Origin of the sequence: Umezawaea tangerina (genome assembly GCF_003002815.1) — a bacterium.
Taxonomy (GTDB): Bacteria; Actinomycetota; Actinomycetes; order Mycobacteriales; family Pseudonocardiaceae; genus Umezawaea; species Umezawaea tangerina.
On record NZ_PVTF01000002.1, the window covers coordinates 928,023 to 938,859 of the forward strand.

General features: G+C 73.0%; 14 protein-coding genes. 5 read left to right on the forward strand and 9 right to left on the reverse strand.

Going from position 1 to position 10,837, the window contains the following annotated elements; all coding sequences use genetic code 11:
- From CLV43_RS10070 to CLV43_RS10080, 3 genes are all read right to left on the reverse strand, one after another.
- Entirely contained in the window at window positions 1-798 is a 798-nt protein-coding gene (locus CLV43_RS10070; RefSeq protein ID WP_106186760.1) for an SDR family oxidoreductase, read from the reverse strand.
- A 58-nt stretch (window positions 799-856) separates the two neighbouring features.
- On the reverse strand, window positions 857-1,312 hold the full coding sequence (locus CLV43_RS10075; protein WP_106186761.1) for a GtrA family protein: 456 nt from the start codon (window positions 1,310-1,312) through the stop codon (window positions 857-859).
- A gap of 85 nt (window positions 1,313-1,397) precedes the next feature.
- Window positions 1,398-2,195 carry a helix-turn-helix transcriptional regulator gene (locus CLV43_RS10080; protein ID WP_106186762.1) on the reverse strand — a complete coding sequence of 266 codons (798 nt, stop codon included), beginning with the start codon at window positions 2,193-2,195 and terminating at the stop codon, window positions 1,398-1,400.
- 118 nt (window positions 2,196-2,313) lie between these two features.
- Here CLV43_RS10080 and CLV43_RS10085 point away from each other — a divergent pair, with 118 nt between their 5' ends.
- Window positions 2,314-3,393, forward strand: a complete 1,080-nt coding sequence (locus CLV43_RS10085; protein WP_106186763.1) for an alcohol dehydrogenase catalytic domain-containing protein — start codon at window positions 2,314-2,316, stop codon at window positions 3,391-3,393.
- On the opposite strand, the gene CLV43_RS10090 is transcribed toward CLV43_RS10085, so the two are convergent.
- The 5 genes from CLV43_RS10090 to CLV43_RS10110 form a co-directional block, all read right to left on the reverse strand.
- A complete protein-coding gene (locus CLV43_RS10090; protein ID WP_106186764.1) occupies window positions 3,380-3,658 on the reverse strand; it encodes a DUF3817 domain-containing protein in 279 nt (92 codons plus the stop codon). The genes CLV43_RS10085 and CLV43_RS10090 overlap by 14 nt on opposite strands.
- Before the next feature lies 1 nt (window position 3,659).
- Window positions 3,660-4,085 (reverse strand): hypothetical protein, encoded by a 426-nt coding sequence (locus tag CLV43_RS10095; RefSeq protein ID WP_106186765.1) that lies wholly within the window; start codon window positions 4,083-4,085, stop codon window positions 3,660-3,662.
- The gene (locus tag CLV43_RS10100) at window positions 4,082-4,414 is read right to left on the reverse strand and encodes a hypothetical protein (RefSeq protein WP_106186766.1); all 333 of its coding nucleotides are present in this window, start codon (window positions 4,412-4,414) and stop codon (window positions 4,082-4,084) included. Before CLV43_RS10100 ends, CLV43_RS10095 begins: the two co-directional genes overlap by 4 nt.
- Complete coding sequence (locus CLV43_RS10105; RefSeq protein ID WP_106186767.1) at window positions 4,411-5,079, reverse strand: DJ-1/PfpI family protein; 669 nt, start codon at window positions 5,077-5,079, stop codon at window positions 4,411-4,413. Before CLV43_RS10105 ends, CLV43_RS10100 begins: the two co-directional genes overlap by 4 nt.
- Window positions 5,080-5,222: 143 nt before the next feature.
- Complete coding sequence (locus CLV43_RS10110) at window positions 5,223-6,086, reverse strand: NAD(P)-dependent oxidoreductase (RefSeq protein ID WP_106186768.1); 864 nt, start codon at window positions 6,084-6,086, stop codon at window positions 5,223-5,225.
- Window positions 6,087-6,141: 55 nt separating this feature from the next.
- Between CLV43_RS10110 and CLV43_RS10115 the strand changes: the two genes are divergently transcribed.
- Window positions 6,142-6,507: a MerR family transcriptional regulator gene (locus CLV43_RS10115; protein ID WP_106186769.1), complete on the forward strand. Its 366-nt coding sequence runs from the start codon at window positions 6,142-6,144 to the stop codon at window positions 6,505-6,507.
- A 161-nt stretch (window positions 6,508-6,668) separates the two neighbouring features.
- On the opposite strand, the gene CLV43_RS10120 is transcribed toward CLV43_RS10115, so the two are convergent.
- Window positions 6,669-7,397, reverse strand: a complete 729-nt coding sequence (locus tag CLV43_RS10120) for an IclR family transcriptional regulator (protein WP_245886241.1) — start codon at window positions 7,395-7,397, stop codon at window positions 6,669-6,671.
- 392 nt (window positions 7,398-7,789) lie between these two features.
- On the opposite strand from CLV43_RS10120, the gene CLV43_RS10125 reads away from it, so the two are divergent.
- From CLV43_RS10125 to CLV43_RS10135, 3 genes are all read left to right on the forward strand, one after another.
- Window positions 7,790-8,809: a 4-hydroxy-3-methylbut-2-enyl diphosphate reductase gene (locus CLV43_RS10125; RefSeq protein ID WP_106186770.1), complete on the forward strand. Its 1,020-nt coding sequence runs from the start codon at window positions 7,790-7,792 to the stop codon at window positions 8,807-8,809.
- Window positions 8,806-10,608: a 1-deoxy-D-xylulose-5-phosphate synthase gene (locus CLV43_RS10130; RefSeq protein ID WP_106186771.1), complete on the forward strand. Its 1,803-nt coding sequence runs from the start codon at window positions 8,806-8,808 to the stop codon at window positions 10,606-10,608. The genes CLV43_RS10125 and CLV43_RS10130 overlap by 4 nt, the downstream gene beginning before the upstream one ends.
- On the forward strand, window positions 10,605-10,837 hold a 233-nt coding region (locus CLV43_RS10135), incomplete at its 3' end, for a flavodoxin-dependent (E)-4-hydroxy-3-methylbut-2-enyl-diphosphate synthase (RefSeq protein WP_170155776.1). The genes CLV43_RS10130 and CLV43_RS10135, both read left to right, overlap by 4 nt.

The following is a 10,837-nucleotide window of genomic DNA, read 5'->3' on the forward strand; positions in this document are numbered from 1 at the left end:
CTACACCGTGGGCAGGGTGCCGCCGTCCAGCACGAACTCGGCGCCGCTGACGGACGCCGCCCGGTCCGACACCAGGAAGGCGATGAGCTCCGCGGCCTCGGCGGGGGAGGCCGGACGTCCGATCGGGATACCCCCGAGAGAGTCCATCACCTCTTGCAACGCGGCTTCGAGGTCGATCCCCCGCCCCTCGGAGATCCGCCGCACCAACCCGTCGGCGCCGTCGGTCCGGACGAACCCCGGCGCGACGCTGTTGACCCGCACGCCCTTGGGACCGACCTCGTTGGCCAGCCCCTTGCTGTACGTGGTGAGCGCGGCCTTCGCGGCGGCGTACCCCAGGGTCGCCTCGAACAGCGGCATCCGCCGTTGGATCGACGACACGTGCACCACCGCACCCGCGCCCGCGGTGATCATCGCGGGCAGGAACGCCCGGTCGAGCCGGACCGCGCTGAGCAGGTTCGTCTCCAGCTCCGCGTGCCACCGCTCGTCGGACAGCGCGGCGAACCCGCCGGGACCGGCGTGCGAGCCGCCGACGGTGTTCACCAGGACGTCGAGCCCGCCGAACCGCTCGGTCACCCGCTCGACGACGGTCGCGGCGCCCTCGGCGGTGCTGACGTCGGCGGTGATGAAGAGCCCTGGGTCGGCGTCGGCGGGCGCGGTGCGCGCGGTGGTCATCACCGTGGCCCCCGCGGCGGCGAGCCGGGCGACGACGGCCGCGCCCATGCCCCTGCTGCCACCGGTGACAAGTGCCCGTCGTCCGGCAAGTGAGTCGCTGATCGTGGTCCTGCTGCGGTCGTCCATGGTTCCCCTCGGTCGTCGGGACGTGGACCCGACGCTCCGCCTTCCGGTAGGGGGAAGGTCAAACCGACCGCCGCGGCACCAGCACCCACCAGCGCAGCGCCGCGAACCTGGCCACCCCGCCGACGACCGTCATCACGGTCATGGCGGCGGTCTCCTGCACGTACGTCGGCTCGACCACGAACGACCCCAGCACCACCAGCCCCACCGAGGTCGCCCCGCTCGACCAGGCCCAGCTGACCAGGTTCTGCACGGCCATCCGGTCCGGCACGGCGGTCGCGCCGGAGAACGTCACCCTGCGGTGCAGCTCGGCGCTCGCGACCGTCGTCGCCGCGATGGCGAGCAGGTTGGCCAGCACCGCCGGGATCACCAACCGGAACAGCCCGTACGCGGCGAAGGTCGCCAGCGTGGACGCGGTGCCGACCAGCCCGAAGCGGACGGCCTGGCCGACCAGGGCCCGCGACACCCGCGGCGTCCTCGGCGCGGGGTGGTCGCGCCGGACGAGGTCGATCATCATGGCCGCTCCGCGAGCTCTCGACGTTGCACAGGTCGAGCTTCCGCGTTCGCGGGCCGGAGATCATCGTCCCGGCGCAGGCCTTCGGCTACCGCGTTCGTGGTACGTCGACGACCGGGGTGTAGATCGTCAGCTTCAACGCCGGGTCCTCGTTGGCCTGGAAGGTGGCGTAGTCGTAGGCCGTCACGCCCCGGACGGGGTCGTGCAGCGACTTGCGGCCCGCCCCGCCGCCGAGCACGTCGTGCTGGTCCCACCAGGTCTCGAACTCGGGGCAGCCGCGGCGCAGCCGGTCGGCCAGGTCGACGAACGCCGGGTCGAGCGCCCACAGGTCGTACATCGCCCGGAACTGGGCGACGACGTGCTTGGCCTGGCCCTCCCACCCCTCGGCGAAGCGCCGTCGCGCGGCCGGGTCCAGCAGGAGGTACACGAGGATGTTGCGGTCCTCCTCGGCGCGGCTCCCGAAGTCCGTGATCAGCTCGGCGGCCGCGGTGTTCCAGGCCAGCACGTCCCAGCGGCGGCCGGTGAGGTAGGCGGGGCGATCCAGGCTCTCGACCAGGCGCCGGGTGGTCGGCGGGACGGTCTCGCGCTCGAACCCGCGTCGGGCGACGTTGCGCGCCAACGCCCTGAGGTGCGCCTTCTCCGCCTCGTCCAGGCGCAGCGCGCGGGCGAGCGCGTCGACCGTGGTGGCCGAGGGGGTCACGGTTCGGCCCTGTTCCAGCCGGACGTACCAGTCCACGCCGATGTCGGCGAGCTCGGCCACCTCCTCGCGCCGCAGGCCGGGCGTGCGCCGCCTGCGGCCAGGGGGCAGCCCGACCGCCTCCGGGGTCAGCCGTTCGCGCCGGGAGCGCAGGAAGTCGCCCAGCCCGGTGCGGATCGCCTCCGTCATCGCCCTCGCCCTCCGTCGGGTGGCACTGCCCAGTCCTAGGACAGTACTAGGCCTGGATGCGGTCCGGCGATCCGCGCACGATGGCCGTGCCCGATCACCACGAAGGAACGGACCAACCATGAAAGCCGCAGTGCTCGAGAACTTCGGATCGCCGCTCTCCGTGCGGGAGGTCCCCGACCCCGTGCTCGGCACGGGCGAGGTGGTCGTCGACGTCGTGGCCACCGGGGTGCTGCCCTACGCGGCCGAGGTGTTCAGCGGCGAGCGCCGGTACCTGCTCACGCTGCCGGTCGTCCCCGGCGCCGGGGCGGTGGGCCGGGTGCGCGCCGTCGGCCCGGACTCGACCCGGCTCTCCCCCGGCGACTGGGTCCTGTGCGACCCGACCGTGCGCTCGCGCGACGACGTGCTGACGCCGGACATCACGTTGCAGGGCTGGAGCGCCCGCGGCGACGGCGGCCTGCGCCTGCAGGAGCACTACGGGCACGGCTCGTACGCCGAGCGGCTGCTGGTCCCGACCGAGAACGCCCACCCGCTCGGCCCCGTCGACCCGGCCGACGCGGGCCGGTGGAGCGCCCTCACCCTGTGCTTGGTGCCGTTCGGCGGCCTGCTCGCGGGCGACCTGCGGCCCGGCGAGACGGTCCTGGTCAGCGGCGCGACCGGGAACTTCGGCAGCGCTGGGGTGGCCGTCGCCCTCGCCATGGGCGCGGGGTGCGTGGTCGCGCCCGGCCGTGACGAGAAGGTGCTGGCGGACCTGGAGCACCGGTTCGGGTCGCGGGTGCGGACCGTCCGGCTGACCGGGGTCGAGGCCGACGACCGCGAGCTGATGAAGCGCGCGGCCCCCGGCCCGGTCGACCTCGTGCTGGACCTGCTGCCGCCGTCGGCGAGCACGACCCCGGTCCGGGCCGCCGCGATGACCGTCCGCGAGTACGGCCGGGTCGTCCTGATGGGCGGGGTCGGGATGCTCGGCGGCGACGACCTCGCGCTGCCCTACCCGTGGCTCATGCGCAACAGCGTGACCGTGCGCGGGCAGTGGATGGGGCCGCGGGAGGCGAACACCCGGCTGATCCGCATGGTGCGCGCCGGGCTGCTCGACCTGGCCATGTTCGACGTCGCGGAGTTCGACCTGGACCACGCCAACGAGGCCGTCGCGCACGCCGCCGAGGACAACCGCCGGTTCGCGATGACCGTCATCCGCCCCTGACCCCGCGCGGGGGCGCGGCGGCGGGCTGCCGCAGCACGAGCAGACCGCCGACACCGGGCACGAGCGACAGCAGCCGCGTCCGCGTGGTCGCCGCGTCCCAGCGGAAGGCGAGCACGACGACGAACAGGTAGGCGCACCCGTGGGTCGGGCCGAGCAGCGAGGACACCCCGCGCCAGTGCACGGTGAACAGGTTGGTCAGCAGGAGGACCAGCGAGACCAGCTCGACCGCCGCGGCGATCCGCAGCGCCTGTCGGGAGGACGTCATGTCACGCCCCCGTCGTGGAGCCGGGGCGGACGATCATCAGCACGGTGACGACCGCCCAGAGCAGGTTGAACATCCCGGTGTGCATGGCCAGCCGCTTGACCGGCGCGCCGGACGCCAACGCGTCGCGCTGGCCGGGGAGCACGAGCAGCCCCAGCACGGCGGCCGCCGCCGCGGTCAGGCCGATCGACACGAGCAGCCAGGCGTCACCGAGGACCCCGAGGCTGCTCGCCGTGGCGAGACCGAACACCGGGACGACGATCCCGACCACGGCGTAGACCCGGCAGACCCGGTGCAGCACCAGGAGCGCGGGCCGGTCCGGGTCGGGGTCGCGGCGGGCCGCCGCCGGGAACATGCTGGCCGCCACCGCGACCGGTCCGACGGCGAGGATGGCGGCCAGCACGTGGATCGAGAGGAGCAGCTTCGTCATCCGTCCACTCCGGACTCCCCGGCCGCGACGCGCCGCCCGGTGACCTTGCTCGCGGGCAGCCGCCCCGCCTTCGAGCGCCCGGCCATCGCGTCGCCCTCGAGGGTGACGTCGAAGGTCAGGTTCAGCCGCATCGGCCGGGTGATGGACTGCGCCCAGGTCAGCCGGTCGCCGTCGAGCACGAGGTCGGTGAGGGTGATCTCCTCGCCGTGCTTGGGGTCGCGGGCCACCCCGCGCAGCACACCGTCCACTGTGGACAGCAGTAGTTCGGCCCGCTGCTTGCCGATCGGTGTGTCGATGACGAGCTCCCAGGTCCCCTCCGCGACCGTCACGAGCGGGCTCCCGTGGTCGGCTCGGCCCCGGCGGAACGCCAGACGGTCCCCCGCCGCTCGTGCGCGATGAGCTTCTCCACGGCGATCGCCACCTTCGGCCCGAGCTCGCGCTCCAGCAGGTACAGCCCCAGGTCCAGGCCGGAGGTCACGCTGGAGCCGGTCACCAGGTCGCCGTCGTCCACGACGCGGGCGTCCACCGCCACCGCCCCGGTGGCGTCCAGCACGTCCATGCCGAGGTGGTGGGTCGTCGCGGGCCGCCCCTCGATCAGACCGGCCATCGCCAGCACCAGCGAGCCGCCGCACACCGTCGCCACCGTCAGGCCGTCGCGGTCGAGGCATTCCTTGAGCAGCGCGGGCAACGCGGTGTCGAGCGTGCGCCCGAGGATCACCGGGATGTCGTCGTCGATCGGCTCGTCGTCGTCGTCGGGCAGCCGTCCCAGCGCGCCCGGCACGAGCACCAAGCCCGCCCGCGACGGTTCCAGCCCACCGGTCGCGCGCAACGACAGCGCCGCGATCCCGCTGGGCACGTCCCGCTCGCCCTCCGCCGAGACCAGCTCCACCTCCAGCAGCCCGTCGGTCAGCATCGCCCCGGCGCCGAGCACCTCGTACGGCGCGATGACGTCCAACGGGTCGAACCCGTCGAACAACACGATCTGCGCGTGCATCACCTGATCAGCCCTCCTCGTTCTTGATCAGCTCGACGTTAACGGCGGCGGAGGGGGCACCAGTACGGGCAGGAATGCCACGTTGCAACGGATTCTCGCCGGCTACCGCGCATCCCGGAGCGGTGGGCGACGGGTGAGCCTGATCAGGCGCCAAGCAGGGTCCTGGTCAGCCTGCTCAGGCCGTCGGCGCCGTGGCCGTCGGCGATGGCGCGATCGATGACGGCCCCGGCCGCGGTCAACGCGCCCGTGTCCAGGCCGTGCCCCCGCGCGGTGGCGGTGACGTGGCGGATGGCGGATCCCGCGGACGCGATCGTCGAGCGGTCACCGGGGTGGGTGCCGCCGTCGAGCTGCCGGGCGAAGCGGGTGATCATCTCCGGGAGCAGGGCGCCGATGCCGGTGGCGAACGGGGCCAGCGCCGTCGCGGGGACGTGCTCGGCGGCGGCCAGGGCGAAGGCGTGGACGACGCCGTGCACCGCGGTGGCGAAGAGGTCCAGCAGCGCCACGTCGTAGGCGTTGGCCAGACCGGGGTCGTCACCGAGGTGGGTCGTGGTGCCGCCGAGCGACGCGAGGGTGCCCGCCGCGGCGGCGTGGACGTCCGGACCGCCGCTGCAGAGCACCACCGCGGCCGGGGTGCCGATCGTGGGGGTCGGGGTGAGGATCGCCCCGTCCAGGTAGGCGATCCCGCGGGCGGCGGCCCAGCCCGTGGTGGCGCGCGCCTGGGCGGGGGTGCCGCTGCCGAGGTTGACGAGGACGCGGTCGCCCCAGTCCGCCCGGAGCGGTTCGAGCGCCGAGGTGAGGGCGGCGTAGTCCACCAGGCAGGCCAGCACGACCGGGGAGGCGTGGACGGCGTCGGCGAGGGACGCGGCCTCGCGCGCGGCGAGGCCGTCGGCCTTGCCGGGACTGCGGTTCCAGACCGTGGTCGGGTGGCCGGAGGCGGCGAGGGCGGCGGCGAGCGCCCGCCCCATCGGGCCGAGGCCGAGGACGGTGACAGCGGGGAGGTCGGTCATGGCGGGGACGCTAAACCTTCACGCCGACGTGAAGGTCAAGTCGTAGGCTCGGCGGATGAGGATCGGCGAACTGGCCAGGCGGACCGGCGCCAGCGCACGGGCGCTGCGCTACTACGAGGAGTGCGGGCTGCTGACACCCGGACGCGCGTCGAGCGGGTACCGCGAGTACGACGACCGGGCGGTGGTCACCGTGCGGCGCGTCCGGGTGCTGCTCGCGGCGGGCCTGTCGACATCGGTGATCGCCGAGATCCTGCCGTGCGTCGTCGACGACACCGTCGTGCTCGCCGGGCGCTGCCCCGAACTCCTCGACGGGCTGGCGCGGGAACGCGCCCGGATCACCGCGGACGTCGAGGCCCGTCTCGCCGCGCGGGACATCCTCGACTCCCTCGTCGGCCGCCCGCTGGACACCGCGACCGCGTAGGGGTTCCCTTCCGCCGATCGCGTTCGTCGACCGGGGCGCGAGCACGGCCATCGGCGTGCTCAGCGACCCGGTCGTGCCCCGGACCTGGCTGGTCCGGGGCACGACCGGTCTTCGCCGGTACCGGGGGGCGAGGTGTGGCCGACCGCGCACCCGACGCCTCCTCAGCAGGCTCCGGCGAGCTTCTCCTCGATCGAGCCGACGGCGTCCAGCAGGATCCGCCCGACGCTCTTGAGGTCGGTCCGGTTGACCGTGCCGCCGATCACGACGGCGGCCACGGGGTCGACGTTGCCCAGGTGCACCGGCGCGGCCACCTCGACCAGCTCCGGGATGTACTCGCTGCGGGCGTAGGACAGCCCGGTGCGCCGGATCAGCTCGAACTCGCGCTTCATCCGGTCCGCCCCGGTGACGGTCCACTGGGTGTAGGCCACCGGCGAGGTGCCGCAGAAGTTCACCGGGTGCCGCACCGTCTTCGCGAGCAGCAGCTTGCCCGCCGCCGAGCAGTGGGCGGGGATCGGTTTCCTCATCGCGGACGCGAGCCTGCTGTGCTCCTGGGTGTAGAGGGTGCCCGCGTGCTGCACCTTCATGCCCGACAGCATGGCGACGCTCACCATTTTTCCCGTGAGCTGGAAGAGCTCCAGCAGGAACGGGGTGATGGCGTGGCCGAAGTTCTGGACTTTCGCCACATCGCGCGTGGCCGCCAACTGGAAAATGTAATCGCCGAGCTCGTAGGACTTCGATTCCATCCGCACCGCGAGGCGCAGATCGGTCAGGACGCGCATGAGCCGGTGCAGCGTCGACTTCGGCAGGTCCACCATCCGCGAAAGCTCGGACAGCGACAGCGGCCTCGACGCGCCCGCCAACACCTCGAGCACGCCGAGCGCTTTGCGCAACGGGCCACCACCTGGCCCGTTCCCACCTTCTTCGACCAGGCTGTCGACCCCGAGGGGACGAGCGATCGACACCGGACCCGTCCGTTGGGTCAGGTCCCGGTAAGTGCGTGCAGAGTTCACCGCGATGCTCCCGTCGCTGAGGCGCTCCCGTCGCCGAGGCACACCACTGAGTCCATGACTACGCGAGTGCCGGGGCCGGACCAAGGGGGAGGAAAGGCGCTGTCCCGCGAAATCACGCGTTCGTGCCCGTTAGCGACACCCGGCGGTGCCGATCGGCCTTCGCGATGCCCGGTAAACGTTCACCGAGAAGCAATTCGCGTGAGTCGCACGACAGTTCGGGAAAGCGGAACCGGCCGTTGAGGGGACGGTGTTGTTCTCCCTACCGTGCCGATATGGGAAATCCGAGTACGGACGAGCACCCGGAGGACGACGGCGCGCGTCGGATCCTGCTGGCCGGTCCGCGGTCCTTCTGCGCGGGAGTCGAGCGGGCCATCGAGATCGTCGAGCGGGCCCTGCGGTCGCACACGTCCCCGGTCTACGTCCGCAAGCAGATCGTGCACAACGCCTACGTGGTCGACGACCTCGCCCGCAAGGGGGCGGTCTTCGTCGAGGAGCTGGACGAGGTGCCCGACGGCGCGACGGTCGTGTTCTCCGCGCACGGGGTCTCCCCCGCGGTGCGCGAGGAGGCCGCCGGTCGCGGTCTCGACGTCATCGACGGCACCTGCCCGCTGGTCACCAAGGTCCACGCCAAGGCCCGCCGCTTCGCCGCCCGCGGCGACACGGTCGTCCTGATCGGGCACGCCGGTCACGAGGAGGTGGAGGGCACCCTCGGCGAGGCGCCGGACTCGATCGTCCTGGTCGACACGCTGGACGACGTCCGCGACCTCGACCTGCCCGACCCCGAACGGGTCTCCTACCTGACCCAGACCACGCTCGCGGTCGACGAGACCGCCGCCGCCGTGGACGCGCTGCGGCAGAAGTTCCCGATGCTGCAGGAGCAGTCGTCGGACGACATCTGCTACGCCACCACCAACCGGCAGAACGCCCTCAACGCGATCATCGGGGAAGCCGACCTGGTGCTGGTCGTCGGCTCCACGAACTCGTCCAACTCGGTCCGCCTGGTGGAGCTGTCCCGCCGCCAGGGCACCCCCGCGCAGCTCATCGACCGCGCTACCGACATCCGGCCGGAGTGGCTGGAGGGCGTGCGCACCGTCGGGCTCACGGCGGGCGCGTCCGCGCCGCCCGCACTGGTCACCGAGGTCGTGGAAGCGCTTGCCGCGCTCGGCCCGGTCACCGTCGAGGAGCGCGAGGTCACCCGCGAGACGACCCACTTCGGCCTCCCGGTCGTGCGCGGGGCCGCGGCGGCGAAGTCGGCTAACGGCGTTCCCACCGGAGAGGCTGCGAGGACATGACCCTGCTCCCCCGCGTCACCGGTCCGGATCGGCTCAAGGAGCTGAGCCCGGACCAGCTCGTCCCGCTGGCGGCCGAGATCAGGGAGTTCCTGGTCGACAAGGTCTGCCGCACCGGCGGTCACCTCGGCCCGAACCTCGGGGTGGTCGAGCTGACCATCGCGCTGCACCGGGTGTTCGACTCCCCGACCGACCGCATCGTGTTCGACACGGGCCACCAGGCCTACGTGCACAAGATGCTCACCGGCAGGCTGGACTCCTTCGACTCGCTGCGCGCGGCGGGCGGCCTGTCCGGCTACCCGTCCCGGCAGGAGTCCCCGCACGACCACGTGGAGAGCTCGCACGCGTCCACGTCGCTGGCCTACGCCGACGGCCTGGCCAAGGCGCAGCGGATCCTCGGCGAGGACCACCGGCACGTGGTCGCGGTGATCGGCGACGGCGCGCTGACCGGCGGCGTGGCCTGGGAGGCGCTGAACAACATCAGCGGGGGCAACCGCCCCGTCGTGGTCGTGCTCAACGACAACGGCCGCTCCTACGACCCCACCATCGGCGGCCTGGCCGTGCACCTCTCCGCGCTGCGCGGGGGCACCCACACCGGGCCGAACCTGTTCGAGCAGATCGGTTTCTCCTACCTCGGCCCGGTGGACGGGCACGACGTCGACGCGGTCGAGGAGGCGTTCCGGCAGGCCGTGCGGCTGAACCGCCCGGTGGTCGTGCACTGCGTGACCGAGAAGGGCCGCGGCTACGCCCACGCGGTGACCGACGAGGCCGACCGCATGCACGGCATCGGCGTCATCGACCCCGAGACCGGCAAGTCGGGCGGTGGCGGATCGCCCACGTGGACCGCGTCGTTCGGCGCGGAGCTGACCGAGATCGGTGCCGCGCACCCCGAGGTGGTCGCGCTGACCGCCGCGATGCTGCGCCCGGTCGGGCTGCACGAGTTCGCCACCGCGTTCCCCGACCGCGTCTTCGACGTCGGGATCGCCGAGCAGCAGGCCGTGACGAGTGCGGCCGGGCTCGCGATGGGCGGGCTGCACCCGGTGGTCTGCCTGTACGCCACGTTCCTGAACCGCGCGGTGGACCAGATCCTGATGGACGTGGCCCTGCACCGCCTGCCGGTGACGTTCGTGCTGGACCGCGCGGGCATCACCGGTCCCGACGGCGCGAGCCACCACGGCATGTGGGACCTCGCCCTGCTCGGCACCGTGCCCGGCATGCGGGTGGCCTCGCCGCGCGACACCACCCAGCTCGCCGCGCTGCTGCGCGAGGCCGTGGCCACGACGGACGGCCCCACCGCGCTGCGGTTCCCGAAGGCGAGCGCCGGTCCGGAGATCCCCGCGATCAACCGGATGGACGGTCTGGACATCCTCTACCGGGGCCGGTCCCAGCCGCTCGACGTCATGATCGTCTCCACCGGCGTGTTCGCCGCACCGGCGATCAGGGCCGCGGAACTGCTGTCCAGCAACGGCATCGGCGTCACGGTCGTCGACCCGCGCTGGCTGCTGCCGGTCAACCAGACCCTGGTGCACCTGGCGTCGCGGCACCGCCTGGTCCTCACCGTCGAGGACGGCGTGCGCACCGGCGGCGTCGGCGCCGCGCTGGCCCAGGCCTGCACGGACGCGCGGGTCACCACGCCCGTGCACAACCTGGGGCTGCCCAAGGAGTTCCTGGACCACGGCGACCGCTCCGCGATCCTGGCGGAGCACGGCCTCACCGCGGAGTCCATCGCCGGAACCGCACTGACCCTGTACGGCGCCGTCTCGGCACAGCACACCGCCAGCTTGGAAGGGACACGGCGATGACCCAGGTCGCACTCGGCCTCCCCGCGATGCCCCCGCCGGTGCTCGCACCGCGGCGCACCACCCGACAGCTCAAGGTCGGCACGGTGGGCGTGGGCAGCGAAAGCCCGGTCGCCGTGCAGTCCATGACCACGACCCTGACCTCGGACGTCAACGCGACGCTGCAGCAGATCGCGGAGCTCACCGCGTCCGGCTGCGACATCGTGCGGGTGGCGTGCCCGTCGCAGGACGA

Bases quoted from the DNA above. Each gene is read 5' to 3' on its own strand.
- CLV43_RS10115 (WP_106186769.1), top strand. From the start codon at position 6,142: ATGAGGATCGGCGAACTGGCCAGGCGGACCGGCGCCAGCGCACGGGCG.
- CLV43_RS10080 (WP_106186762.1), bottom strand. From the start codon at position 2,195: ATGACGGAGGCGATCCGCACCGGGCTGGGCGACTTCCTGCGCTCCCGG.
- CLV43_RS10090 (WP_106186764.1), bottom strand. From the start codon at position 3,658: ATGACGTCCTCCCGACAGGCGCTGCGGATCGCCGCGGCGGTCGAGCTG.
- CLV43_RS10075 (WP_106186761.1), bottom strand. From the start codon at position 1,312: ATGATGATCGACCTCGTCCGGCGCGACCACCCCGCGCCGAGGACGCCG.
- CLV43_RS10110 (WP_106186768.1), bottom strand. From the start codon at position 6,086: ATGACCGACCTCCCCGCTGTCACCGTCCTCGGCCTCGGCCCGATGGGG.
- CLV43_RS10070 (WP_106186760.1), bottom strand. From the start codon at position 798: ATGGACGACCGCAGCAGGACCACGATCAGCGACTCACTTGCCGGACGA.
- CLV43_RS10125 (WP_106186770.1), top strand. From the start codon at position 7,790: ATGGGAAATCCGAGTACGGACGAGCACCCGGAGGACGACGGCGCGCGT.
- CLV43_RS10105 (WP_106186767.1), bottom strand. From the start codon at position 5,079: ATGCACGCGCAGATCGTGTTGTTCGACGGGTTCGACCCGTTGGACGTC.
- CLV43_RS10095 (WP_106186765.1), bottom strand. From the start codon at position 4,085: ATGACGAAGCTGCTCCTCTCGATCCACGTGCTGGCCGCCATCCTCGCC.
- CLV43_RS10085 (WP_106186763.1), top strand. From the start codon at position 2,314: ATGAAAGCCGCAGTGCTCGAGAACTTCGGATCGCCGCTCTCCGTGCGG.
- CLV43_RS10130 (WP_106186771.1), top strand. From the start codon at position 8,806: ATGACCCTGCTCCCCCGCGTCACCGGTCCGGATCGGCTCAAGGAGCTG.